Annotated in this window: 22 protein-coding genes, 1 tRNA gene and 1 pseudogene; 13 read left to right on the top strand and 11 right to left on the bottom strand. The window is 63.6% G+C overall.

What is annotated here, in order from left to right:
* Positions 1-40: 40 nt before the first annotated feature.
* Positions 41-114, top strand: a tRNA-Gly gene (locus ACNFCH_RS01250).
* A 166-nt stretch (positions 115-280) separates the two neighbouring features.
* Here the strand turns inward: ACNFCH_RS01250 and ACNFCH_RS01245 are convergent.
* Positions 281-406 (bottom strand): annotated as a pseudogene (locus ACNFCH_RS01245) (IS630 family transposase); the annotation flags it as partial.
* A 92-nt stretch (positions 407-498) separates the two neighbouring features.
* On the opposite strand from ACNFCH_RS01245, the gene ACNFCH_RS01240 reads away from it, so the two are divergent.
* Positions 499-2,043 carry a Fic family protein gene (locus ACNFCH_RS01240; RefSeq protein ID WP_337157811.1) on the top strand — a complete coding sequence of 515 codons (1,545 nt, stop codon included), beginning with the start codon at positions 499-501 and terminating at the stop codon, positions 2,041-2,043.
* 353 nt (positions 2,044-2,396) lie between these two features.
* On the opposite strand, the gene ACNFCH_RS01235 is transcribed toward ACNFCH_RS01240, so the two are convergent.
* Genes ACNFCH_RS01235 through ACNFCH_RS01220 form a run of 4 tightly spaced genes read right to left on the bottom strand, consistent with a single transcriptional unit; the run spans position 2,397 to position 5,120 of the window.
* Positions 2,397-2,864 carry a nucleoside deaminase gene (locus tag ACNFCH_RS01235; RefSeq protein ID WP_337157812.1) on the bottom strand — a complete coding sequence of 156 codons (468 nt, stop codon included), beginning with the start codon at positions 2,862-2,864 and terminating at the stop codon, positions 2,397-2,399.
* 27 nt (positions 2,865-2,891) lie between these two features.
* On the bottom strand, positions 2,892-3,227 hold the full coding sequence (gene uraH / locus ACNFCH_RS01230) for a hydroxyisourate hydrolase (protein ID WP_337157813.1): 336 nt from the start codon (positions 3,225-3,227) through the stop codon (positions 2,892-2,894).
* A gap of 45 nt (positions 3,228-3,272) precedes the next feature.
* Positions 3,273-3,779 (bottom strand): hydroxyisourate hydrolase, encoded by a 507-nt coding sequence (gene uraH, locus ACNFCH_RS01225; RefSeq protein ID WP_337157814.1) that lies wholly within the window; start codon positions 3,777-3,779, stop codon positions 3,273-3,275.
* Positions 3,780-3,782: 3 nt separating this feature from the next.
* On the bottom strand, positions 3,783-5,120 hold the full coding sequence (locus ACNFCH_RS01220; protein ID WP_337157815.1) for an MFS transporter: 1,338 nt from the start codon (positions 5,118-5,120) through the stop codon (positions 3,783-3,785).
* A 305-nt stretch (positions 5,121-5,425) separates the two neighbouring features.
* On the opposite strand from ACNFCH_RS01220, the gene ACNFCH_RS01215 reads away from it, so the two are divergent.
* The 4 genes from ACNFCH_RS01215 to ACNFCH_RS01200 all read left to right on the top strand — a co-directional run bounded on the left by ACNFCH_RS01215 (position 5,426) and on the right by ACNFCH_RS01200 (position 10,170).
* Positions 5,426-6,364 carry a LysR substrate-binding domain-containing protein gene (locus ACNFCH_RS01215; protein WP_337157816.1) on the top strand — a complete coding sequence of 313 codons (939 nt, stop codon included), beginning with the start codon at positions 5,426-5,428 and terminating at the stop codon, positions 6,362-6,364.
* A 126-nt stretch (positions 6,365-6,490) separates the two neighbouring features.
* Positions 6,491-7,018, top strand: a complete 528-nt coding sequence (gene uraD, locus ACNFCH_RS01210; RefSeq protein ID WP_337157817.1) for a 2-oxo-4-hydroxy-4-carboxy-5-ureidoimidazoline decarboxylase — start codon at positions 6,491-6,493, stop codon at positions 7,016-7,018.
* A gap of 323 nt (positions 7,019-7,341) precedes the next feature.
* Positions 7,342-9,045 carry a SulP family inorganic anion transporter gene (locus ACNFCH_RS01205; RefSeq protein WP_337157818.1) on the top strand — a complete coding sequence of 568 codons (1,704 nt, stop codon included), beginning with the start codon at positions 7,342-7,344 and terminating at the stop codon, positions 9,043-9,045.
* Positions 9,046-9,153: 108 nt separating this feature from the next.
* Positions 9,154-10,170 (top strand): DUF4917 family protein, encoded by a 1,017-nt coding sequence (locus ACNFCH_RS01200; RefSeq protein ID WP_416742115.1) that lies wholly within the window; start codon positions 9,154-9,156, stop codon positions 10,168-10,170.
* 33 nt (positions 10,171-10,203) lie between these two features.
* Here ACNFCH_RS01200 and ACNFCH_RS01195 read toward each other — a convergent pair whose 3' ends face one another.
* Together ACNFCH_RS01195 and ACNFCH_RS01190 are read right to left on the bottom strand one after the other, a co-directional pair.
* Positions 10,204-11,421 (bottom strand): class I SAM-dependent methyltransferase, encoded by a 1,218-nt coding sequence (locus ACNFCH_RS01195; protein WP_416742114.1) that lies wholly within the window; start codon positions 11,419-11,421, stop codon positions 10,204-10,206.
* A 100-nt stretch (positions 11,422-11,521) separates the two neighbouring features.
* Positions 11,522-12,139 carry a TPM domain-containing protein gene (locus ACNFCH_RS01190; protein ID WP_337157821.1) on the bottom strand — a complete coding sequence of 206 codons (618 nt, stop codon included), beginning with the start codon at positions 12,137-12,139 and terminating at the stop codon, positions 11,522-11,524.
* Positions 12,140-12,365: 226 nt separating this feature from the next.
* Here ACNFCH_RS01190 and bglX point away from each other — a divergent pair, with 226 nt between their 5' ends.
* From bglX to ACNFCH_RS01170, 4 genes are all read left to right on the top strand, one after another.
* Positions 12,366-14,657 carry a beta-glucosidase BglX gene (gene bglX, locus ACNFCH_RS01185; RefSeq protein ID WP_337157822.1) on the top strand — a complete coding sequence of 764 codons (2,292 nt, stop codon included), beginning with the start codon at positions 12,366-12,368 and terminating at the stop codon, positions 14,655-14,657.
* 137 nt (positions 14,658-14,794) lie between these two features.
* Positions 14,795-16,552: an ATP-binding protein gene (locus ACNFCH_RS01180; RefSeq protein ID WP_416742113.1), complete on the top strand. Its 1,758-nt coding sequence runs from the start codon at positions 14,795-14,797 to the stop codon at positions 16,550-16,552.
* Complete coding sequence (locus ACNFCH_RS01175; protein ID WP_416742112.1) at positions 16,546-17,880, top strand: sigma-54-dependent transcriptional regulator; 1,335 nt, start codon at positions 16,546-16,548, stop codon at positions 17,878-17,880. Before ACNFCH_RS01180 ends, ACNFCH_RS01175 begins: the two co-directional genes overlap by 7 nt.
* A 264-nt stretch (positions 17,881-18,144) precedes the next feature.
* Complete coding sequence (locus ACNFCH_RS01170) at positions 18,145-19,464, top strand: MFS transporter (protein ID WP_416742111.1); 1,320 nt, start codon at positions 18,145-18,147, stop codon at positions 19,462-19,464.
* Between the two features lie 111 nt (positions 19,465-19,575).
* Here ACNFCH_RS01170 and ACNFCH_RS01165 read toward each other — a convergent pair whose 3' ends face one another.
* Positions 19,576-20,325 (bottom strand): hypothetical protein, encoded by a 750-nt coding sequence (locus tag ACNFCH_RS01165; protein WP_196163129.1) that lies wholly within the window; start codon positions 20,323-20,325, stop codon positions 19,576-19,578.
* Positions 20,326-20,657: 332 nt separating this feature from the next.
* Here ACNFCH_RS01165 and ACNFCH_RS01160 point away from each other — a divergent pair, with 332 nt between their 5' ends.
* A complete protein-coding gene (locus ACNFCH_RS01160) occupies positions 20,658-20,984 on the top strand; it encodes a hypothetical protein (protein WP_070093798.1) in 327 nt (108 codons plus the stop codon).
* Positions 20,985-21,102: 118 nt separating this feature from the next.
* On the top strand, positions 21,103-21,708 hold the full coding sequence (locus tag ACNFCH_RS01155; RefSeq protein ID WP_196163127.1) for a flavin reductase family protein: 606 nt from the start codon (positions 21,103-21,105) through the stop codon (positions 21,706-21,708).
* Here the strand turns inward: ACNFCH_RS01155 and ACNFCH_RS01150 are convergent, their stop codons facing one another.
* A complete protein-coding gene (locus ACNFCH_RS01150; protein ID WP_196163126.1) occupies positions 21,709-21,942 on the bottom strand; it encodes a hypothetical protein in 234 nt (77 codons plus the stop codon). It lies immediately after the preceding gene.
* Between the two features lie 111 nt (positions 21,943-22,053).
* Entirely contained in the window at positions 22,054-22,347 is a 294-nt protein-coding gene (locus tag ACNFCH_RS01145; protein ID WP_337157826.1) for an antibiotic biosynthesis monooxygenase family protein, read from the bottom strand.
* Positions 22,348-22,547: 200 nt separating this feature from the next.
* On the opposite strand from ACNFCH_RS01145, the gene ACNFCH_RS01140 reads away from it, so the two are divergent.
* Positions 22,548-23,465, top strand: a complete 918-nt coding sequence (locus tag ACNFCH_RS01140; RefSeq protein WP_337157827.1) for an AraC family transcriptional regulator — start codon at positions 22,548-22,550, stop codon at positions 23,463-23,465.
* A gap of 185 nt (positions 23,466-23,650) precedes the next feature.
* On the opposite strand, the gene ACNFCH_RS01135 is transcribed toward ACNFCH_RS01140, so the two are convergent.
* A complete protein-coding gene (locus ACNFCH_RS01135) occupies positions 23,651-25,288 on the bottom strand; it encodes a 5-guanidino-2-oxopentanoate decarboxylase (RefSeq protein WP_337157828.1) in 1,638 nt (545 codons plus the stop codon).
* Positions 25,289-25,350: the final 62 nt, after the last annotated feature.

Here is a 25,350-nt window from a genome sequence, read left to right as displayed (position 1 = left end):
TCATGACGGGCGTGTTCTGGTAAAAATGTCGGCCTCTGAAGCGGGTATAGTTTATTGGTAAAACTATAGCTTCCCAAGCTATTGAGGAGGGTTCGATTCCCTCTACCCGCTCCACCTCTGCTCTAACTCGTTGATTTTTCGAAAGTTCAATGAGCTCAGAGCCCGCAGTCGCGTGAGTCCTCCTACAAAGGGCTCATACCTTGGCACAGCGCAATAATCTCTACCGCCGTCCGAGCGGAATCTATGTCCTTCGCCTGACCGTCCCGGCACGCTTTCGCCTGGTGAAATGCACCTGGTGACGCCGATGCGCTGCCAGCCATGCTTTCACTTTATCGGTCTTGTGTGTCGCATAGCTGCCCATCACCAGATGGATGGGAATGTCCTCTGATACGTTGGCGTCCACTTCTTAGCAGTGTTGGGCGGGGCTTTTCGTTAACGCTTTAGGATAAGATCAATAAATTGTTAGCGTTTTTGAGCCTCCGTTAAAGGATTTCCATCATGCAGGTCGGTTTAAAGGCTCTCGCTGCGCAGTACGACATCTCATTGGCGCAACCCCTGCGCGTCGACTCCACGATCGGTGCAAGTCGCATGAGCCGCGACACCGGGGACCAGATCGAGAATCGCTATCCGGCGGCGTACCGCCCAAGTGACGACTTTGCCGGCCATTTCGAGTTTGGCCTCAAGTACGAAGAAATCCATCTGGAATTCTTCGCACGTCTGTTCGCCGTGACCGGCCCGCAGCCGATCGAGGCCTGGTGCAGGAGTGAGCCTTTTGGCCAGTACGCCCGCCGTACGGGCTTCCTCTATGAGTGGTTGACCGGGCGGCAACTGGACGTACCAGACGTAACCAACGGCGGCTACATCGACGCCATTGCAGCTGACCACTATCTCACCCGGACGGAGCCGAAACGCGTACGCCGCTGGCGCGTCAACAACAACCTGCCGGGAACTGTGGACTTTTGCCCTATGGTTCGCCGTACGCCGGCGATTCAGGAGGCGCTTCAGTTCGATCTTGGCGCCGAACTGAACGAACTGGACCGAACCTACGGCGCCGACATTCTTCTGCGGACAGCCAGTTGGCTGACCTTCAAGGAGTCACGCGCGAGCTTCCTGATCGAGAAGGAAGCGGACCAGGCAGACCGTATCCAACGGTTTGCCCACGTCATCGCCCAGTATTGCGGCCATATCCAGGACCCGCTGAGCGACAGGAGCCTGCACACGTTGCAAGCCGCAATCCTGGGCCACGATGCGTTCGGGCTCGGACTACGGCGCTCTCCGGTCTTCGTGGGCCAGGCCACTATGCGGGAGAACATCGTGCACTACATCGCGCCGCATTTCGACGACCTGGCGTCGATGCTTGAAGGCCTGAATGCGTTTGAGCAAGCAACGCGAGGAGCCGAGTCGCTTGCCCGTGCGGCGGTGCTCGCCTTCGGATTCGTCTACATCCATCCGATGCGAGATGGCAATGGGCGGATCCATCGCTTCCTGATCAACGACACCCTTGTTCGCGACAAGGCCATGCCAGACGGTGTGATCTTGCCAGTCTCGGCCACCATCACGAGTTCGGCCGAATTCCGCTCAGGCTATGACCGTGCCCTAGAGGTGTTCTCTCGCCCATTCATGCGACGGTACGCGACCTCCTATCGCTTTGGTGAGGTACTGACCTATGAGGACGGTACACAGAGCAATTTCATCTTCGATGACTACGACAATGCGCGATTTGCGTGGCGGTACCCGGACCTGACCGAGCACGTGATGTACACCGCTCGCGTCGTCGCACATACGGTTCGGGCGGAAATGGCCGAGGAAGCCAAAGTCTTGATGGTCTTCCAGCGTGCGCTGGAACAGCTCAAGGATGTCGTCGAGATGCCTGACCAGGACGCCAATCGAATCATTCGGTCCGTCAAGGAGAACAACTGGACGATTTCAGGAAAGCTCAAAAAGCAGTACCCCCAACTAGAGGACGAACGCCGGGCCACTCGCATAGTGGAGGCAGTCCGATCCGCATTTGAATATTGGGAAGTCAACGACGCTGGCGAGTGACGTCGTCTGGTCCGGTGTCACTTCGAGAACGCGGCTCTTGAAGTGACGTTCTAACGGCGCCGAGGTCCAAGAACCTTTCCCCAACTGTTCCGAATGAATCCGTCGGACTTCTGGAAGTAGACAGCCCAGAGGAGTGATGAGCCTCCGTTTTGCCTGCCCAAAACGTTAATTCTTGATAAAAAACGTTAACGTAGGAAGCGATCCACGCTAAAACGCTAACGGAGACTATCCTTCTTGCGCAGGAACGATGTAAATAAAAAAAGGCATGCCGGTGAAGGCATGCCCAAAGAACGGCGCCTGGATTACGCTGTGGGGCCAAGGCACCGCTGACTCAAGGGTGGTGCGCCGCGCCCTCAGGCGCCCTGGGTTTCCTGCCAGGCGTCATACAGGTCCTTGCCGCTGTCGCGCGCGGGCAGGTACACAAGCTTCATTTCACGCTCCTCCAGCGGACGGGCGATTTCCACATAGCCACGCTCGGCAGACAGATCGTACGGTTCGCCGTCCTCGTTGGAGTAGGCGTAATAGACCTTGCTGACACCAGCCAGGTACATGGCGGTCAGGCACATCGAGCAGGGGTAGCCGCTGGCGTAGACCACCGAACCACTCAGGTCGGTGCTGCCCAGGGCTTTGGCCGCGGCGCGCACCGCCTGCATTTCGGCGTGGGCGCTAGGGTCGCAGGTGGTGTCCACCTCATTGACCGAACGGGCAAGCACCTGGCCGTCCTTGACCAGTACGGCGCCGAAAGGCCAGTTCTTGCGCTCGCGCACGTTTTCCATGGCCAGGCGGATCGAGTCGATCAGGTAGGTTTCGCTGTTGGACATCTGTACGTCTCCTTTCGTGAGGTGGGGTTAGCTGCCGCGGTAGGTCGAAAAACTCCACGGCGAGCAAATCAGTGGCACGTGGTAGTGCTGAACGGGGTCGAACACCGTGAACCGCACCGGCACCACGTCAGTCAGTGCGACCTGGTCCTTGAAGTGCGCGCCGATGGCAAACCGCAGTTCGAAGTCCCCTGCCCTGGCCGCCTCGGCAGCCAGCATGGGGGCGTCGGTGCGCCCGTCGGCGTTGCTCACGGTACGGTTGAGCAGCTTCGGCGGCGTGCTGCCCAGGTCGTAGAGTTCGATCGGCACGCCGGCGATGGGCTTGCCCGTGGTGAGGTCCAGTACATGGGTGCTGATGCCTGCCATACGCGTCTCCAGATCAAGTAAGTAGGGGCCGGGACGAAGACTGACCTAGCTGCCGCGGTAGTAGCCGTAGTTCCAGGGCCCGAACTGCACAGGCAGGTGCAGGCGCTCAGCGGTACTGGTGATGCGGAAACGGACCGGCACCTTGGAGAGGAACGAAGGCGACGGCAGTTGCGCGCCCTTCATGCGGTAGTAGTCGTCGATGTGCAGCAGCAACTGGTAGTCGCCCACCTGGTAGCTGTCGTCGATCAACAGCGGCGCTTCGGTGCGGCCGTTCTGGTTGATCACCAGCTTCTGCAACAGCACCGCACGGTCCTGTTCCATGCGCGAGAACTCCACCTGAAGGCCGGTGGCGGCCGAGCCGTGGTAGGTGTCGAGGATATGGATGGTCAGCCGCGGGCTGACCCCATGCAGTGAAATCGGCCCGGCAGCCTGCGCGGGTTGTGCGCCCGCCTGGGAAGTGGCGAGGCCCTGGCGAGCCACCAGCAGGCCACCGGCCATGGCCAGTGTGCCCAGGACGAACTGCCGACGATTGGGATACCTGTTGTCACTCATGGATCAACCCTCCTTGCGACGCGCTTGAGCGATACCCACGATCACCAGCAGCGCAGCCAACAGCTCGATGGCGGCCACCAGGTACAGGCCCGGGGCAAGGCTGCCGGTGGCGTTCTTGATCAGCCCCAGCACATAGGGCGCGCCAAAGCCGGCAAGGTTCGAGACCGAATTGATCAGGGCCACGCCGATGGCCGCGGCGCTGCCGGCCAGGTACAGGTTGGGCAACTGCCAGAACACCGGGATCGCGCTCATGGTGCCGGCCAGCGCCAGGATCATCGCGGCCACGATCAAGGCCGGCATCACACCGGTGATGCCCAGCAGCGCCGCCATCACGGCCATCGCCACGGCGCCGACCGCCGCCGGTACGGCGAAGTGCCAGCGCACCTCCTTGTTGCGGTCCGAACGCGCGCCGTTGAGGATCATCCCGGCGGCGCCGAAGACGTAGGCGAACGCGGCGATCCAGCCAATCACCATGGTCGAGCCGAAACCTGCGTCACGGATGAGCGTCGGAATCCAGAAGGTCAGTGCCGAGTTGGCGCACAGCAGGCAGAAGAAGATCGCGATCAACAGCCAGACCTTCGGATTGCGGAACAGCTCGCGCCAGTCGTGCCCACGCTCGCCCAGCTCGCGGCGGTCTTTTTCCAGGACGTTGCCCAGCACCTGCTTTTCAGCGGCGGTGAGCCATTTGGCCTGCTCGGGGCGATCGGTCATGTAGAAGAACGCCACGATACCGGCCAGCACCGACGGGATGCCTTCGATCACGAACAGCCACTGCCAGCCATGCTGCCCGGCCACGCCGTCCATCGACGTCATGATGCTGCCGGCCAATGGCCCGCCGAGCACACCGGCGATGGCCGATGCCGACATGAAGGTGCCGAAGGCCTTGGCACGGCGAGAGCTGGGGTACCAGTAGGTGAGGTAGAGGATGATGCCCGGGTAGAAGCCAGCCTCGAAGGCGCCGAGCAAAAAGCGCAGGATGTAGAACTCGGTGGGGGTGGTGACGAACGACTGCAGGATGCAGATGATCCCCCAGCCGATGGTGATGCGCATGATGGTCTTCTTGGCGCCGATCTTCTGCAGCAAGGCATTGGACGGCACTTCGAAGAAGAAATAGCCGAGGAAGAAGATACCGGCACCCAGGCCGTAGACTGCTTCGCTGAATTTGAGCGAGTCGAGCATCTGCAACTTGGCGAAGCCGATGTTCACCCGGTCCAGCCAGGCCAACACCCACAGGATGCACAGGAAAGGAAGCAGCCTCCAGGAGACCTTGCGATACACGGCGTCTTCGGCACTGGACGTCGTGGGGCTATGGATTGACGCGTGCTGTTCGGTGACAGACATGGGTGACTCCTGCAAGGAATCGACCTACCAAAACCGGGAATGCGGCGCTTGGCAGCGCCTGCATCATCGGCTTTGAGGGCCGTATTTTTGTTGTGGACCTCCACCATAGGCCAGCATCAGGCGCACCAACATCGCTGGAGCGTTATAGGCCCCATAGCAAACACTTGGTGTTTCAGGTTTGAAGCCGTCTGTAGGACATGGCCGCTGTCTCACGGCCGCTTGCACAGGTGCTTGGCATTGCCGCTCGCGCGGCGCTGCCAGTAAAGTGAATTCGATAACAAGAACTTGCCCATTGCAGGAGCACCATGCGTAGCGATGAACCCTTGGACACCTACCTGCTACGTGTCCTGTGTACCCTGGTCGAGGAGCGTAGCGTTTCCCGTACCGCGATCCGCATGAACCAGTCCCAGCCAGCCCTGAGCACCGCGCTCAAGCGGTTGAGAAAGCTGTTCGGCGACCCGTTGTTGATCCGCGAAAAGAACGAGATGGTGCCGACCGAGCGCGCCCTGCAACTGGTGCAGGACGCCCAGGTCGCACTCCATGCGCTGGAAAAGATGCTCACCGCCGACGAAGCGTTCGAGCCGCTGCGCTCCGAACGCACCTTCACCATTGCCATGCCCGATTACCTGGCACCGCCGTTTCTCGCGGACCTGGTCCGGCGCTTTCGCCAGGCCGCACCCAAGTCCAGGCTGGTGACGCTGCCACTGGGTGCTGACTACGACTACGAGAAGGCCTTGTCCGAAGGCCAGGTGGACCTGGTGATCGGCAATTGGCCGACACCCCCTGAGCACTTGCACATGACGGTGCTGCTCGAAGACGAAGTGATCTGCCTGATGGCCCGGGACAACCCGCTGGCCAAGGCCGGCAGGCTTACGCCCGAGAGCTACATCAATGCCTCGCACCTGGTGCCCCTGCCCTACTCCAGCTCCCAGCGCGGAGTGGTGGAAAGCACGCTGGCCACCCTGCGCCTGAGCCGGGGCAAGCAAGTGTCCTGCCCGTATTTCACCCTCGCGCCGTACCTGGTGGGCGAATCGGACCTGATCCTGACCACCGCCCGGCATTTCGCCGCCTACTACGCCCGGCGCCTGCCGCTGGTCATCCAGCCTGCGCCTTTCGATTTCCCGCTGATGCGCTTCTATGCGCTCTGGCATCCCAACAAGCACCGCTCCAACGCCCATGTCTGGCTGCGCGGGCTGCTCAACGAAAGTGCCGGCGTGCTCAAGGCGATCGGCGCCAGCGCCTAGGCCAGGGAAGGTGGGCAGAATGCGTCGATTGTTATACGGCCCATAGAGCCAACCCCCTGTCGGGAGTGAAAACGGGGTTCCTATACTCAGGCCTCGTTTTCGGCTTCCTCAGGATTACTTTCGACCATGTCCCAGACCACCCCGCAAGCCACCCAACTCGCCGCGATCAATGCCATGGACAAGGCGCAGTTCATCCAGACGCTCGGCGATATCTTCGAACACTCGCCCGATGTAGCCGAACACGCCTGGGAGGCCCGGCCGTTCGCTACCGTGCAGGCGCTGCACGAAGCCATGATGGCGAGCATCAGCGCGAGAGACGTCGAGGCGCGCAAAGCCTTCTTCGACCGCCACCCGGAACTGTCCGCCGAGGCGGTACGCGGCGGCGGGCTGACCAGCGCCTCGGTCAGCGAACAGACCAGCGCCGGCCTGGATGCGCTGTCCCACGAAGAGGAAACCCAACTGCAGCAAATGAACCGCCAGTACCGCGAGCGCCATGGTTTCCCGTTCATCATCTGTGTGCGCCATTACACCAAGGCCGGCATTTTCTTCGAGCTGGAAAACCGCGTCGCACGCGAAACGCCGTTCGAGCTCGACTATGCCCTGAACCAGATCAAGGCCATCACTCGCGGGCGTCTGAACCAGCGCGTGGCGTGATCGCCAATCTGCCGTCGTGCTGAAAACCCGGGGGCTGCTATGCAGCCCTTTCGCGGCGCAAGGTCGCTCCTACCCATCCGGCGCGATCGTGGGAGGGTCCGCTGCGCGGCGCGTCGCAGGCTCCGCCAGCCTGCAGATTCCAAGCGCCCACACGCCAGTGGCGATGCTTGTCCACCTCCACGCCCCCGCGTTCCTTGACCTAGCCCATAGCCATCATCGGCCCAATCAGCTTGAATACTGCCCGTGGGAATCCGCTCGCAAGCGAAGCGGCTTCAGGACACTTATGCTGATCAGCATCCCGAAACATTTCCAAGGACGCGTACATGTTTCTCTCCCGCTGGCTACCGGGCCTGGCCAACCTGCTGCACTACCGCCGCGAATGGTTCCACGCTGACCTTCAGGCAGGGCTGTCAGTGGCCGCGATCCAGATCCCCATCGCCATCGCCTACGCCCAGATCGTCGGCCTGCCGCCCCAGTACGGGCTGTATGCCTGTGTGCTGCCGATGATCGTCTATGCCCTGGTCGGCAGTTCTCGCCAGCTCATGGTCGGCCCGGATGCCGCCACCTGCGCCATGATCGCCGGCGCCGTTGCGCCGCTGGCCATGGGCGACCCGCACCGCATCGCCGAGCTTTCGGTGATCGTCACGGTGCTGGTGGGCGTGATGCTGATCGCCGCCGGCGTTGCGCGGGCGGGCTTCATCGCCAGCTTTTTCTCGCGGCCCATCCTGATCGGCTACCTCAACGGTATCGGCCTGAGCCTGATCGCCGGGCAGATGAGCAAAGTGGTCGGGTTCAAGATCGAGGGCGACGGATTCATCCTCAGCCTGGTCAACTTCCTCCAGCGTCTGGGCGAGATCCACTGGCTGACCTTGGCCATCGGCCTGGTCGGCCTGGGCCTGCTGATCTGGCTGCCGCGACGCTACCCGCGCCTGCCGGCTGCGTTGGTGACCGTAGCGGTGTTCACCCTGCTGGCCGGGCTGTTCGGCCTCGACCGTTTCGGCGTCGCCATTCTCGGCCCGGTGCCGGCGGGCATGCCGGAGCTGGCCTGGCCGCAAAGCACCCTGGCGGAGAGCAAGAGCCTGCTGCGCGATGCCCTGGGTATCGCCACTGTCAGTTTCTGCAGTGCCATGCTCACCGCCCGCAGCTTCGCCGCCCGTCACGGCTATGCGATCAATGCCAACCACGAGTTCGTCGCCCTCGGCGTGAGCAACCTGGCAGCGGGGGTTTCCCAGGGCTTTGCCATCAGCGGCGCTGACTCGCGCACCGCGGTCAACGACATGGTCGGTGGCAAGAGCCAGCTGGTCGGCATCATCGCCGCCCTGGTGATTGCCTTGATTCTGCTGTTCTTCACCGCGCCCATGGCGTGGATTCCCCAGGCCGCCCTGGGCGCCGTGCTGCTGATGGCCGGCTGGGGGCTGATCGACGTGAAGTCCCTGGGCAAGATCTACACGCTCAGCCGTTTCGAGTTCTGGCTGTGCCTGCTCACCACCGCCGGCGTGCTCGGCCTGGGCGTGCTGCCGGGGATCATCTTCGCTGTGACCCTGGCCATCCTGCGCCTGCTGTACAGCATCTATCAGCCAACCGATGCCGTGCTTGGCTGGCTGCCGGGCGTCGAAGGCCAGGTCGACGTACGCCATCACCCCGAAGCGCGCACGGTACCGGGCCTTGTGGTGTATCGCTTCGACGACGCGATCCTGTTCTTCAATGCCGACTACTTCAAGATGCGCCTGCTCGACGCCGTGCAGGGCGAGACCAAGCCCCAGGCCGTGCTGTTCGACGCCGAGGCGGTGACCAGCATCGATGTCAGCGGCATCGCCGCCCTGCGCGAAGTGCGCGACACCCTTGCCGCCCAGGGCATCTACTTCGCCATCGCCCGCGCCCGCGGCAACTTCCTGCGCATGCTGGTGCGCTCGGGTATGGCACGGGAAATGGAAGAGAAGCTGCTGTTTGGCTCGGTGCGCGCAGGGATACGGGCGTACCGGGTGTGGCGCAACCGCACACGCCGACAGCCCGCACTCGAATCGTAAGCGGTTCATGGACGGCCCAGGCATTCGCAAGAGAGAGGCGCGCGTCCCGCATCAAGGCTACGGCATGCTAAAGTCCTGCGCGTTTCTCGCCTTGCCAATGGACCAGCCATGCCCTCTCTCGACGCCCATCTGCCCTCCTGGCAGGCGCTCAATGATCGCCACCCTTGCACCGCCCTGTTGCTGGGCAATGGCGCCAGTCGCGCCGTGTGGAAGCCGTTCGGCTATTTCTCGCTGTTCGAGGAGGCCCAACGGGTTCGTCACAAGGCCTTAGGCGTGAGTGACCAGGCGCTGTTCAAGTCACTGGGCACCGAACTGTTCGAGCCGGTGCTCAGCACCCTGAACACCACGGTGCGCGCCAATGCCGCGCTGGCCATCAACTCCACCGCGCCGCTGAATCGCTACTATTCGATCAAGGAAGCCCTGATCCACGCCACCCGCGCCGTGCATATCCCCTGGGCACTGATGCCGAGCAACACCCTGGCGACGATCAACCAGGCCCTGCGCAGCTACCGCAACGTCTACACCAGCAACTACGACCTGCTCCTGCCCTGGGCCGTGAGTCAGGCGCCTGAAGGTTTTGCCACGCTGTTCGACGAGCAGGGCTTCTTCGATGTGCGTCGCACCGCTAGCGAAGGCACCCGCGTCGTTCACCTGCACGGCGGCCTGCACTTGCTCAAGCTGCCCGACGGCACCACCCGCCAGCGCAGCGCCGAGTGCGCCGAGCTGCTCGATGGCTTTGCCGTGAACATTCCTGGGGAAGTGCCGCTGTTCGTCAACGAAAGCCGCAGCAAGGAAAAACTGCGCGCCATCCGCGCATCGGACTACCTGTCGTGGGGGTTGGGCCAACTGGCCGGGGAGCGCGAGGGCCTATGCCTGTTCGGCCAGCACCTGGACGCCAGCGATCAGCACCTGCTCGAGGCCATTCGCCAGGCCCGGCCCGCGCACCTGTCGATTGCCATCCGCCCCTTGAGCGAGGCGTCGATCATCAACCAGAAACAGCATTTCATGCAGCGCTTCGCCGACCTGCCAGGAACGCCCGTGCACTTCTTCGATGCCGCCAGCCACCCGCTGGGCAACCCCGCGTTGGCGGTTGCGGTGCCGGCGGAACACATTCGGCGCAGGTAGCGACGAAAGCCAGGGCGTCGCAGCCCTGGTAGGTCATAGGGCGATCAGCCCATCCTGGCGCAACAACGTCTCCAGGCAATGCTCCTTGACCCCATAGAACGCCTTGAGCTGCTCGATCTTCGCCAGCAGCGCGGTGTTGTCCGCAGCCTGCCGACGCTTGACCGCCAGGATCATCTTGTTCTTGTTGGTGTGCTCCAGCGAAATGAACTCGAACACCTTCGTCTCATAGCCGCAGGCTTCAAGGTAGAGGGCGCGCAGGCTGTCGGTGAGCATCTCGGCCTGCTGGCCCAGGTGCAGACCGTATTGCAGCATCGGCTGAAGCAGGCCAGGACTGTGCAGTTGCGGGCGGATCTGCTTGTGGCAGCACGGCGAGCACATGATGATCGCCGCGTTGCAGCGGATACCGGTGTGGATGGCGTAGTCGGTGGCGATGTCGCAGGCGTGCAGCGCGATCATCACCTCGATGGCCTCGGGCACCACGCTGCGCACGTCGCCGCATTGGAACTCAAGCCCTGGATGTTCCAGTTTCGCGGCGGCGGCATTGCAAAGCTCGACCATGTCCGGGCGCAACTCGACGCCGGTTACCTGGGCTTCACGGGACAAACTGTTGCGCAGGTAGTCGTGCATGGCGAAGGTCAGGTAACCCTTGCCCGAGCCGAAATCGGCCACTCGCAGGGCCTGGTCCGCCGCCAGCGGCGCGCTGGCCAGGGCATGATCGAAGACTTCGATGAACTTGTTGATCTGCTTCCATTTGCGCGACATCGACGGAATCAACGCGCCCTGGGCATCGGTCACGCCCAGATCGCGCAAGAACGGCCGCGACAGCTCCAGGTAGCGCTTCTTCTCCCGGTCATGGGCCACCGCAGTCTGTTCACGGGCAGGCTGGGCGACATGACGCTGGAGCATTGGCTTGCCTTTCTTGCTGAAACCCAACTGCACCTCGCCCTCGGCGGTGAACAGGTGGGCATTGCGAAAACTCTCGGGCAACAGCTCGGCCACCAGCGCTTGGGCTTGCTCCAGCGGCAGGTTGCGGGTGATGTCACGGGTCTGGTGACGATAGACCAGCGACAGGCAAGGCTGCCCCTTGACCACCAGGGGCTTGGCGATGATCCGCTGAAGGGTCTGGTCGGCGCCGACATGGCGCGCCAGCACCAGCTTGGCCAGGGTACCGGCCTGCAAGGCATCGGCCAGCAAAGCCAGGAACTGGGCACGCGCATCCGGCGCGGTGGTAGCGGAGGGAGTGGCGGACATGGGGGTGGGTGCCTCGAATCGCGGGGGGCGCATAGCGCGCAATGGCCGGCATTTTACGTCGATGCCCGGCCAGCGCGAAGCCTTTATCGATGGACGCGGCTCAGTCCAGGATCACCAGGCGGTTGGGCAGTTCATTGCGCGCGAAGGTCGGCGGCACGTGTTCGCTGAGCAGCTCGCCACACGCCTCGATGCAATCGACGAAACCCTGCAGGGTCTGGCCCTGGCACACCTGTTCGGTAAAGCGGGCGATGATGGCTTCCCATGGCTGCTCCGGCAGGTGCCGGGCAATGCCCTCATCGACCAGGATCTCCACGTGCCGCTCGGCCTCGCTGACGAAGATCAGCACCCCGGTGGCGCCGGCGGTGTGTTGCAGGTTGAGTTCGAGAAATTGTTGCCGCGCCAGGCCCGAGGCGCGGCGCTGGCGCAGCAGGCGGGGTACCAGGCGGCTGGCCAGGCGCGGGTTGCGCAGCAACAGGCACAGGCTGACGAAAGTCAGCACCTGGACCACCAACAAGCCGCGGACATCGGGCCAGCCCAGGGCCAGGTGCGCAAGGCCTGGTATCGCCAGCGCCAGCAACGCCGCCCACAGCAGCGGCAGGTAGGCGTAATCGTCAGCGCGCCGCGCCAGCACGGTCACCAGCTCGGCATCGGTGCGTTGCTCGGCCCGGGCGATGGCCTCCGCAATCTGGCGCTGCTCATATTCGTTGAAGACAGTCATGCCTTGGGTCTCTCGATCGTTCTTATTGTTGTTGTCCCGACAGCCGGTCGGCGGGAAGTGTATCTCATGATGCCCGTCATATAAGGCATAATCCGCCGCTGCATTGGACCAGGCAGGGCCGATCAGCCACGTGAAGCCCGGCGAACTGTACAACAATAGCCGCCAAGAAAACTCCGGCCGCGCACGTACCACCCTGGATACGGCACAGGCCACGACAATGGAATTGATGATGAAACTGTCTTTGCTGGGCCTGGCCATGGGCCTTGCCAGTCAGGCGGCACTGGCCGCCACTTCCGCACCGCCCCTGCAAGACAAGCAGGCCTTCATCGAGCACCTGATCGGCCAGATGACCGAAGCCGAGAAAATCGGGCAGTTGCGCCTGATCAGCATCGGCCCGGAAATGCCCCGCGAGAAGATTCGTGAAGAAATCGCCGCCGGCCGCATCGGCGGTACCTTCAACTCGCGCACCGCTCCCGAGAACCGGCCGATGCAGGACGCCGCCATGCGCAGCCGCCTGAAGATCCCGATGTTCTTCGCCTACGACACCATCCATGGCGAGCGCACCATCTTCCCGATCGGCCTGGGCCTGGCTGCGACCTGGGACATGGACGCTGTGGCCAAGGTCGGCCGCACCTCGGCCATCGAAGCGGCCGCCGACTCCCTGGACATGACCTTCGGGCCGATGGTCGATATCGCCCGCGACCCACGCTGGGGCCGCACCAGCGAGGGCTTCGGCGAGGACACCTACCTCACCTCGAAGATCGGCCAGGTGATGGTCAAGGCGTTCCAGGGCACCAGCCCGGCCGAGCCCGACAGCATCATGGCCATCGTCAAGCACTTCGCCCTGTACGGCGCAGTGGAAGGCGGGCGCGACTACAACACGGTCGATATGAGCCTGCCGAAAATGTACAACGACTACCTGCCGCCCTACCGCGCCAGCCTGGACGCCGGCGCAGGTGGGGTAATGGTGGCGCTGAACTCGATCAATGGCGTACCCGCCACCTCCAATACCTGGCTGATGAACGATCTGCTGCGCAAGGAGTGGGGCTTCAAAGGCGTGACCATCAGTGACCACGGCGCCATCCAGGAGCTGATCCGTCACGGCGTCGCCCAGGACGGCCGCGAAGCCGCCAAGCTGGCGATCAAGGCCGGCATCGACATGAGCATGAACGACACCCTCTATGGCGAGGAACTGCCCGGCCTGCTCAAGTCCGGCGAAGTGACCCAGGCCGAGCTGAACCAAGCTGTGCGCGAGGTGCTCGGCGCCAAGTACGACATGGGCCTGTTCAAGGACCCCTACGTGCGTATCGGCAAGGCCGAGAACGACGTCAAGGACTACTATGCCGACAGCCGCCTGCACCGCGCGGCCGCCCGTGACGTGGCACGCCGCAGCCTGGTGCTGCTGGAGAACCGCGAGCAGACCCTGCCGCTGAAGAAGGCCGGCACCATCGCCCTGGTCGGCCCCCTGGCCGACGCACCGATCGACATGATGGGCAGCTGGGCCGCCGACGGGAAACCGGAGCACTCGGTGACCGTACGCGAAGGCTTGCGTCGCGCGCTCGAGGGCAAGGCCAAGCTGGTCTACGCCAAAGGCTCGAACGTCACCGGCGACAAGGCCATCTTCGACTACCTGAACTTCCTCAACTTCGCCGCCCCCGAGATCGTCGACGACCCGCGCCCGGCCGCCGTGCTGATCGACGAAGCGGTCAAGGCCGCCCAACAATCGGATGTGGTGGTGGCAGTGGTCGGCGAGTCCCGCGGCATGTCCCATGAATCCTCCAGCCGTACCACCCTGGAAATCCCGGCGGTGCAGCGAGACCTGATCAAGGCACTGAAGGCCACCGGCAAGCCGCTGGTGCTGGTGCTGATGAACGGTCGCCCACTGTCGCTGGCCTGGGAGCGTGAGCAGGCTGACGCCCTGCTGGAAACCTGGTTCAGCGGCACCGAAGGCGGCAACGCCATCGCCGATGTGCTGTTCGGCGACTACAACCCGTCCGGCAAGCTGGCCATCACCTTCCCGCGCTCGGTCGGGCAGATCCCGATGTACTACAACCACATGCGCATCGGCCGCCCCTACACCCCGGGCAAGCCAGGCAACTACACCTCGCAGTACTTCGAGGAGCCCAACGGCCCGCTCTACCCGTTCGGCTATGGCCTGAGCTACAGCAGCTTCGAACTGTCCGACCTGTCGCTGGGCAGCCAACAGCTCAAGCGTGGCGGCACGCTACAGGCCAAGGTGACGGTGAAAAACACCGGCAAGCGCGACGGCGAGACCGTGGTCCAACTGTACGTGCAGGATGTCAGCGCTTCCATGAGCCGCCCGGTCAAGGAGCTGAAGAACTTCCAGAAACTGATGCTCAAGGCCGGCGAGTCGCGGACCTTGACCTTCCGCATCAGCGAGGATGACCTGAAGTTCTACAATGGCCAGTTGCAGCGGGTCGCGGAGCCTGGGCAGTTCAATGTCCAGGTCGGCCTCGATTCCGAGGCGGTGCAGCAGCAGAGCTTCGAGTTGCTGTGACAAAATCCGCCCACAGGGCTGCGCTCTGAGCCCAGCCCTGCGGGGGCGGGTTTACCCGCTCCCACAGGCCCCCGCAAATCAGCTAGTTTGGTGTTGCTCCCCGCGAACACACCCAGCACAGGCCAAGGATCAGCCGCATGCTATTTTCCTTCCGAACCTTGCGCCTGGCCTTGATCGTCCTGGTGATTGTCATCGGCACCGCGCTCAGCGCTGGCTGGGCGATGCACCAGGCCAAGCGCCAGTCGATGGAGACCGACGCGCGCCGGGCCAGCCAGCAACTGACCCTTTACGCCAATGCCCTGCACACCCTGATCGAGCGTTACCGAGCCCTGCCCGCGGTGCTGGCGCTGGATCCGGAGCTGATCGCCGCGTTGCGTGGACCGGTCACCGAACAGGTGCAGGACGCCCTGAACCACAAGCTCGAGCGCATCAACGGCGCCGCCAACTCCTCCACCCTGGAGTTGCTCGATCGTACGGGCCTGGCCATCGCGGCCAGCAACTGGCGCCTGCCGACCACCTATGTCGGCTCAAACTACGGCTTTCGCCCCTATTTCAAGCAGACCCGCAGCCAGGGCAGCGGCCGCTTTTACGCGGTCGGCGTCACCAGTGGCGTGCCGGGTTACTTCCTGGCCAACGCGGTCACCGACGAACAGGGGCGCTTCCTCGGTGCCATGGTGGTCAAGCTGGAGTTCCCCGAGCTCGAGCGCGAATGGCGCCAGGGCAGCGACATCCTGTTGGTCAGCGATGCCCGCGGCATCACCTTCATCGCCAACCAGGAAGGCTGGCGCTACCGCGAATTACGACCGATTTCTGCCGCCGACCGCGCCGACCTCGCCGAAACCCGCCAGTACGACAAACAGCCCCTGGTGCCCCTGCAGCACCAGGTACTGACCAACTTCGGCAGCAACAGCCACCTGAGCCGCGTACAGGGCCCGGAAGGCAGCATCGACTACCTGTGGGAGAGTCTGCCGCTGGACGCCGAAGGTTGGACCTTGCATTTGCTGCGCAAGCCTCAGGTCAGCGCAGAGGGGCGCAACGCCGCCCTGACCGCCGCCGCTATCTGGCTGAGCCTGGTGTTCGCTGCGCTGTTCGTCAGCCAGCGCCTGCGCCTGGCCCGCCTGCGCAAGCGCAGCCGCGATGAACTCAAACGCCTGGTCGAAGAACGTACCCGCGAGCTGCGCACCGCCCAGGAAGGCCTGGTGCAGTCGGCCAAGCTTGCGGCCTTGGGGCAAATGTCGGCAGCCCTGGCCCATGAAATCAACCAGCCCCTGACCACCCAGCGCATGCAGCTCGAAACCCTGCGCCTGCTGCTCGACCACGGCCGCTACGACGAGGCCCGCCAGGCCCTGGAGCCGCTGGAGCAGATGCTCACGCGCATGGCGGCGCTGACCGGCCACCTCAAGACGTTTGCCCGCAACAGCCCCGGCGGGCTGCGCGAGCGCCTGGACCTGGCCACCGTGGTCGATCAGGCCTTGCACCTGCTCGATGCCCGCCTCCGTGGCGAGGGCGTCGAAGTGGCGCTGTATCTGGCGCGGCCAGCATGGGTCCGGGGCGATGCGATCCGCCTCGAGCAAGTGTTGATCAACCTGCTGCGCAATGCCCTCGACGCCATGGCCGACAAGCGCTACAAACGCTTGGAGATCCGTATCGAGGCCGATGATGGCCACTGGCGCCTGAGCGTGCTCGACTCCGGCGGCGGCATCCCCCAGGCGGACCTGGCCAAGGTCTTCGATCCGTTCTTCACCACCAAACCCGTGGGTGAAGGGCTCGGCCTGGGCCTGGCGATCTCCTATGGCATCGTCCACGAAGCCGGCGGCCAGCTGCAGGCCGAGAACCTGCCCGGTGGCGCCCGACTAAGCCTTACCCTGCCCCGCGACCTGGAGCCTGTATGTTGAACTCGGTGATCGTCGTCGACGACGAAGCCAGCATCCGCACTGCGGTGGAACAATGGCTGAGCCTGTCGGGCTTCAGCGTGCAACTGTTCGCCCGCGCCGAAGAGTGCCTGGCCCAGTTGCCTGAGCACTTCCCCGGCGTCGTCATCAGCGACGTGCGCATGCCTGGCATGGATGGCTTGCAACTGCTCGAACGGCTGCAGGCGCAGGACCCCGACCTGCCGGTGATCCTGCTCACCGGCCATGGCGATGTCCCCATGGCGGTCGAGGCCATGCGCACTGGCGCCTATGACTTCCTGGAAAAGCCCTTCACGCCGCAAACCCTGCTCGGCAGCCTGCGCCGCGCCCTGGAGAAACGCCAGTTGGTGCTGGAGAACCGCCGGCTGCACCAGCAGGCCGATCTCAAGGCGCGTCTGGAAAACACCCTGCTGGGCATGTCCCAAGGCTTGCAAAGCCTGCGCCGGCAGGTGCTGGACCTGGCCAGCCTGCCGGTCAACGTGTTGATCCGCGGCGAAACCGGCAGCGGCAAAGAACGCGTGGCCCGCTGTCTGCACGATTTCGGCCCACGTGCCGACAAGCCCTTCGTCGCCCTCAACTGCGCGGCGATCCCCGAGACGCTGTTCGAGGCGGAGCTTTTCGGCCACGAGAGCGGCGCCTTCACCGGCGCCCAGGGCAAGCGCATCGGCAAGTTGGAATATGCCAATGGCGGCACGGTGTTTCTCGATGAGATCGAGAGCATGCCCCTGGCCCAGCAAGCCAAACTGCTGCGGGTGATCCAGGAACAGAAACTGGAGCGCCTGGGCGCCAACCAGAGCATCAGCGTCGACCTGCGCATCATCGCCGCCACCAAACCCGACCTGCTCGAAGAAGCCCGTGCAGGACGCTTTCGCGAAGACCTGGCCTACCGCCTGAACGTCGCCGAACTGCGCCTGGCGCCCTTGCGCGAGCGGCGTGAGGACATCCCGCTGCTGTTCGAGCACTTTGCCCGCGCCGCCGCTGAGCGCCTGGGCCGTACGGCCCCACCGGTGAGCGGTGGGCAGTTGGCGCAACTACTGGCCCACGACTGGCCAGGCAATGTGCGCGAACTGGCCAATGCTGCCGAGCGCCACGCCCTGGGCCTGGGCGCGCCGAGTGGCGAAGCCAACGCCGAAGGGCAATCCCTCGCTGGACAGATGGAGGCGTTCGAAGCTCAGTGCCTGCGCGCCGCGCTGCGTCAGTACAAGGGCGAGATCAAAGCGGTGATGGAGGCCTTGCAACTGCCCAGGCGTACGCTCAACGAGAAGATGCAACGCCACGGGCTGGCTCGAGAGGATTTTCTCGAGCGTGAATAGGCGGATTTTTGCCTAGCCACTTTTAACGATGAGCGGGAATCCGCTTACTTCTCCCCTGGATGGGCGCGGCTGCGCAGGCCCTCGCAGGGCGAGCCCGCTTCCATAAGGAGGCATGACGGCCTTTGAATCCGGGGGATATGGGCTGCGCGTGCGCCGTGAAGGGGCATTCGGGGCCTGCGATGCACACCTTTGGCATAGCTTCTGCAAAACCCTTCTCAAGCGCTTGACGCGCGCTCCACAAAAACAACGAGAAGGTATCCCCTGATGGATAACGCCACCACCCTGCCCACCGGGGCGGCCATTGCGCCCGCCGCGGAAAAAACCACCGCAAGCCGCCTCAAGTCGATCTTCAGTGGCTCCATCGGCAACATGGTCGAATGGTACGACTGGTACGTCTATGCGGCATTCTCGCTGTACTTCGCCAAGGCGTTCTTCCCGGCCGGCGACACCACCGCACAATTGCTCAACACTGCCGCGATCTTCGCCGTGGGCTTTCTGATGCGCCCGATCGGCGGCTGGCTGATGGGCCTGTACGCCGACCGCAAGGGCCGCAAGGCCGCCCTGATGGCCTCGGTCCTGCTGATGTGCGCAGGCTCCCTGGTCATCGCTCTGACCCCCGGCTACGAAACCATCGGCGTCGCCGCGCCGATCCTGCTGGTCCTGGCGCGCCTGATGCAGGGCCTGTCGGTAGGCGGTGAGTACGGCACCTCGGCCACCTACCTCAGCGAGATGGCCAGCAAGGACCGCCGCGGGTTCTTCTCCAGCTTCCAGTACGTGACCCTGATCTCCGGCCAGCTCATCGCCTTGGCAGTGCTGATCATCCTGCAACAGACGCTCACCACCGAGCAGCTGTATGCCTGGGGCTGGCGCGTACCCTTCGTGATCGGCGCGCTGTGCGCGGTGGTCGCCCTGTACCTGCGTCGTGGCATGGAGGAGACCAGCTCCTTCACCAAGAAGGAAAAATCCAAGGAAAGCCTGATGCGCACCTTGCTGCGCCATCCCAAGGAGTTGCTCACCGTGGTCGGCCTGACCATGGGCGGCACCCTGGCCTTCTACACCTACACCACCTACATGCAGAAGTACCTGGTCAACACCGTGGGCATGAGCATCAGCGACTCGACCACCATCTCGGCGGCCACCCTGTTCCTGTTCATGTGCCTGCAACCGGTGATCGGTGGGCTCTCCGACAAGATCGGCCGTCGTCCGATCCTGATCGCCTTCGGCGTCCTCGGCACCCTGTTCACCGTACCGATCCTCAGCACCCTGCACACCGTGCAGACCTGGTGGGGCGCCTTCTTCCTGATCATGGCGGCGCTGATCATCGTCAGCGGCTACACCTCGATCAACGCCGTGGTCAAAGCCGAGCTGTTCCCCACCGAGATCCGCGCCCTGGGCGTCGGCCTGCCCTACGCGCTGACCGTCTCGATCTTCGGTGGCACCGCCGAGTACGTGGCCCTGTGGTTCAAGAGCAACGGCATGGAAACCGGCTTCTACTGGTACGTCACCGGCTGCATCGCCTGCTCGCTGCTGGTCTACGCGACCATGAAGGACACCGCCAAGCACTCGCGGATCACCACCGACTGATCCTGCTCACGCGGTAAATGAAAAGGGGCGCTCCGGTTGACGGAGCGCCCCTTTTTCATGCCTCGGATAGCCGTGAGCCGAGGACTACGCGAGCCCTGACGGTGACAGCCTTCAAGAAACCTCCAACTCCCGGCGCGGCTCGCGGTTGTAGAACGACGCCATCAGGATCAGCACCAGCAAGACGCCCCCCAGCACCGCCGAAGAGCCCACCGTGCCGAAGTCCATCCCGCCTTTCTCGTGCGGCTTGGTCAGGAAGTCACCCAAGGTCGCGCCGAATGGACGGGTCAGGACGAACGCGACCCAGAACAGCACCACGCCTGGGATACGGGTCCAGTAGCGCGCCAGCACCACCAGGCCGATGGTGCTGCCGATCAGCAGCGCGCCGCCGGCGAAACCGAGGCCCGAGTCGTCCGCCAGGAAATCGCCCAGCGCGGTGCCCAGGGTGTTGGAAAACAGGATCGCCACCCAGTAGAACAGCTCGCCGCCGCGGTCCTTGATGCGGGTGACGTCCAGCGGGTTTCCGCTCAGACGCCAGAGGGCGAACGTCAGCAACAAAATGCCAATCAGGATGGCCGAACCTGCGGCATAACCCAGCCCCAGGGTGCGGTCCATGAAGTCGGACATCGTGGTGCCCGCGGTACTGGTGGACAGGATGACCAGCCAGTACAGCCAGGGGTTGTAGCGACGGGAGTAAAGCTGGGTGACCAGTGTCACCAGAAACACGCTGATCAACAGCAGCGAGCTCATGGCATAGCCGATGTTGAGGGTCATCGACAGCAAGTCGCCCGCCGTCTCGCCCAAGGTCGTAGCGCAGATCTTCATGACCCAGAAGGCCAAGGTGATTTGCGGAAGTTTATTCATTGTTTGCCGCTCCAGGGTTAAGTGGGCGCGATGCTGAGCGAGCGTCTTTGAAAAAACGGTTGGGGAAGCATGAAAAAAGCGTTCGTTCATCGAAGGTTTCATTTAACTCGGGATTAATGCCCGCCCCGCATCCTTGAACCCTGGAGATACCGTCGCGCGCCACGCCTCTGTCACAAACCCTCTCTGTGGGTTCCCAACGCAGAACGCGCGCCCTAACACATCTATTAATTCGATTTACATACGTTATTTTTTGCGCTTTTTAATCAAATTAATCGGCGTAGCATTGAACCCATAGAAACAAACAACCCGCGAATCTCACTGGAGCAACGACCATGAAAAGCAAACTGATCCTGACCCTGGCTCTGTCGGCACTGGCTACCGGTGCATTCGCCGAAGATGGTTTCGACCGGACCAGCGCCCACAGCTTCGCCGCCGCCCAGACCCAATCGGCGTCCTACGCAGAAGATGGTTACGACCGCACTGGCGCACAGCGCTTCGCCGAAGACGGCTACGACCGCACTGGCGCACAACGCTTCGCCGAAGACGGCTACGACCGCACTGGCGCACAACGCTTCGCCGAAGACGGCTACGACCGCACTGGCGCTCAGCGCTTCGCTGAAGATGGCTTCGACCGCACCAACGCCCACCGCATCAGCTGATCCGATGCGTGCGCCCCAGCCCGGCTTCGGCCGGGCTTGATCTTTTCCAGTGGGCTGGAGCCTTGGCACACTAGGCACCTCGTCCACAACAAGGAAAAGGCCTGCTGGCCTTAAGCAGATGTACTACTACGAACCCGCCAAAGGCCATGGCCTGCCCCATGACCCGTTCAATGCCATCGTTGGCCCCCGCCCTATCGGCTGGATCTCTTCCCAGGACGTGCAAGGTCGCCTCAATCTTGCGCCCTACAGCTTCTTCAACGCCTTCAATTACATCCCGCCGATCATCGGTTTCTGCAGCGTCGGGCGTAAAGACAGCCTGAACAACATCGAGCAGACCGGCGAGTTCGTCTGGAACCTGGCCACCCGAACGCTCGCCGAGCCGATGAACCAAAGCTGCGCGGCGGTGGCGGCGGATGTCGATGAGTTCGAACTGAGCGGCCTGACCCCGACGGCATCGCGCATCGTCGGCGTCCCTCGGGTGGGCGAAAGCCCGGTGGCCTTCGAATGCAAGGTGAGCCAGATCGTGCAACTCAAGCGCGCCGACCAGGCGCTGGTGCCCAGCTGGCTGATCCTGGGGGAAGTCGTGGCCGTGCACATCGCCGAGCATCTGCTCAAGGACGGCATCTACGACACCGCCGCCGCCGAGCCTATCCTGCGTGGAGGAGGCCCAGCGGACTACTTCGAACTGGGCAACCTGTTCAAGATGGCCCGCCCGCAGGTCTGATCAAAAGATCAGTTCGCCTTCCTCGCCCACGCCTTGAAGGCGCGCGAGTTCGGCACTGGCGGCCTCATCGGCCGCCATCGCACTTTTGAACACCTGGCCATCGAGCACTTTGTGAAAGCGCGGCGCGCCGCCCATGCCCAGGGCTTTTACCGCGATCGCCGCGTTGTAACCGCCGCCTTCCACCGGGACCATTGCCGAAACCGCTTCGAAGTGGGGGAATTCTCTACGTGCCATGCTGCAAATCCGCATCCGAAAAATCGAGGGTCGCCATTCTACCCTTCAATTGCGGATGAAGCTTACGGCTCTGTACCCACGAAAGGGGTTCCTACGGACCATCGACGCCCCTCAGGCAAAGGTATGCAGGTCCAGGCTGCTCACCACCTGTGTCTGCACCAGCTCGCCGAACACCTCGAGGGTCGGCGAGGCAAAGTAGCCGCTCATGGCCTGCTGATCGCGCCAACTGCCGCTGAGCAGCCACAGGTCGTCGTCGGCCTGGGACCGCTGTACGGTGAAACTCAGGCAACCCGGCGTACGCAGCGAAGGTTCCAGCAGGTCGCGCAGGCGCGCGCCCAGTTCCGCCGAACGACCGCTGCTGGCACGGATGAAAGCCAGGTGAGTGACCGGTTGTGGCTGGGTCATGAAGGATCTCCTTGAAGCAGGCGGACGGGAAAACCAGGCTGCCAAGGTTAGTGTCCCGCCCCCGCGCGACGTTAGGTCATTACTGCCGGTCGATTGCCTGATCCTGCCGCACTGCAGGATCAGGCAATCGACCGGCAGCTTTCGACTAGCGCCTGTCATTGCCCAAACCTATGCTGCGTCGGTCAGTAGAGGAAAACGCCATGCCCGCAACGCCCTTGGAACCCACGCTTGAGGCTCAGCGTCAGGAGCTGGCCGACCTCATCCGCCGCCATGTCGGCGAGCCCTCGGGAACGGTATCCGCTATCGATGACCTGTATCTGGTCAGCTACCGCGAAACCCAGCGCTCGATGCCTGCCCTGGCCCAACCAGCCCTGTGCATCCTGGCCCAAGGCAGCAAGACCTTGTTTCTCGGCGATGAACGCTACGCCTATGACCCGCTGCATTACATGGTGGTGTCGGTGACGTTGCCGATCAGCGGCGCGCTGCTCGAAGCCAGCCCCGAAAACCCGAGCCTGGGCCTTCGCATGGACATCGATCCGGCGCAGATCAGCCAGCTCATCGCCGAAAGCGGCCCGATGATGGTGCCCAACCTCCCGTCCGGTCGGGGCCTGTATGTGGAAAGGAGTGATCCGCAGTTGCTCGATGCCTTGCTGCGCCTGCTGCGATTGCTCGATTCGCCACGGGACATCCCGGTGTTGGCGCCGCTGATTCGCCGCGAGATTCTCTACCGGTTGCTGCGCGGTCCCCAAGGCCATCGCCTGTATGAAATCGCCCTGGCCAACAGCCAGACCCACCGCGTCTGCCAGGCCATCACCTGGCTCAACCGCCATTACCAGCAGCCGCTGCGCATCGAGGACCTGGCGCGGGAAGTGAACCTCAGCACCTCGACCCTGCACCACAGGTTCAAGGCCGTGACCTCGATGAGCCCTTTGCAGTACCAGAAGCAGCTGCGCCTGCAGGAGGCCCGACGGCTGATGCTCAACGATGGGTTGGAGGCGGCGGTGGCTGGGTATCGGGTGGGCTATGAAAGCCCCTCGCAGTTCAGCCGTGAATACAGCCGGCTGTACGGCGCACCACCGATTCGAGACGTGGCGCGGCTGCGGGCCAGCGCCAGCTGACCGCTGGCACAAGGAAGGCCGCGCACTATATGTAGGAGCGGGCTTGCCCCGCGATCGGCTGCAAGGCAGCCGCAAGCCCGGCGAGCAGGGTATGCCCGATGTATCGGGGCGGCAGGTTTTACGACCGCTTCGCGACCAATCGCGGCACAAGGCCGCTCCTACAGGGTACGCGCGGTTCTTGAGCCTCAGCCCACCACTGCGGCTTGCCACTGCGCCTGATCGACCTGGATCAAGGTCGGCCCTTTGCGCTCGACTGCGGCCTGCAACGCCGCCTGCAACTGCGCCACGTCTCCCACATTGCAGGCCTGCGCGCCGAGTGCCTGGGCCACACCGATGAAGTCCGGCGTATGGATATCCACCCCCACCGGCTCGATAGCCCGGTTGACCATGTACTTCTTGATTTCCTCGTACCCCTGGTTATTCCACAACAGCACGATCAACGGCACCTGGGCCTCCACCGCGCTGGCGAGCTCCGGCAAGGTGAACTGCAGGCCACCATCGCCGATCAGGCAAACCGCAGGCGAACGATCCGCTGCACGTTCGGCGCTGCCGAGCCAGGCGCCCATGGCGGCCGGCAAGGCATAGCCCAGGGTGCCGTAGCCGGTCGAGGCGTTGAACCAGCGTCGTGGCTGGGGCATATCCAGGGTCAGGTTGCCGGTGTACACCGGTTGGGTCGAGTCGCCCACCAGAATCGCCGTTGGCAGGGCTTCGAGAATGCCGGTGAGCAGGCGCGTCTGGCTCAGGGTCGGCTGGTCCCAAGTGCTGGCCAGATCCTTGCGCAGACGCTCTGCACGGGCACTGCCCCAGGCTGCGTCCAGCGCCGGTCGAGGTAGCGCGTGCAAGGCCGTCAGCAGGGCTTCGGCGGCTTGTTCGGCATCGGCGACCAGCGCCAGCTCCGGCAGGTAATTGCGCACGGTCTGGTCAGGGTCGATGTCGATGCGCAGCAAGCTGCCAGGGATTTCAAAGCCGCCCTTGAACGTCACGTCATAGTCGGTTTCGGCCAGCTCGGTACCGATGGCCAGTACCACATCGGCTTCAGCCACCAAGGCACGCGTTGCCACCAGCGATTGGGTCGAGCCGATCTGCAGCGGGTGGGTGGCCGGCAACAGGCCCTTGGCATTGATGGTCAGCGCCACCGGTGCCTGAAGGTACTCGGCAAGCTCTGCCAGTACAGGGCCCGCAGCCAGCGCACCGCCACCGGCCAGGATCAGCGGACGCTGAGCCTTGGCCAGGCGCTCAGCCATCAGCGCCACGGTCCGGGGCGCAGCCCCTGCACGCGCGGTACGTACAGGACGCGCCGGCAACAGGTGGTCGGCGGGCTCGACCAGCACGTCCAGAGGGATCTCGATATGCACAGGCCGTGGACGTGCGCCATCGAACACCGCGAAGGCGCGCGCCAGCACCTGGGGCAGGTCGTCAGCACTCATCAGGGTATGGGAAAACGCCGCCACGCCGGCAACCAGCGCGCCTTGGTTGGGCAGTTCATGGAGCTTGCCGCGGCCACCGCCGAGCTGCTCGCGGGACTGCACGCTGGAAATCACCAGCATTGGGATCGAGTCGGCGTAGGCTTGGCCCATGGCCGTGGTGATGTTGGTCATGCCCGGGCCCGTGATGATGAAGCACACCCCAGGTTTGCCACGGGTACGGGCATAGCCGTCAGCCATGAACCCGGCACCCTGCTCGTGGCGGGGCGTGATGTGGCGGATAGAGGAGCTCGCAAGCCCCCGGTAGAGCTCCACGGTATGCACGCCCGGAATCCCGAAAACATGGTCCACGCCATAGCCTTCGAGGAGATTGACCAATACTTCGCCGCAGGTTGCCATCGGATTTACCCTGGTTCTTGTTGAAATCTGTGTTTATGGAACCAAGGCGCGGCTATCGCCAC

Origin of the sequence: Pseudomonas sp. NY15354 (assembly GCF_048068075.1) — a bacterium.
Taxonomy (GTDB): Bacteria; Pseudomonadota; Gammaproteobacteria; order Pseudomonadales; family Pseudomonadaceae; genus Aquipseudomonas; species Aquipseudomonas guariconensis_C.
This window is presented reverse-complemented; position numbering and strand designations above follow the sequence as displayed.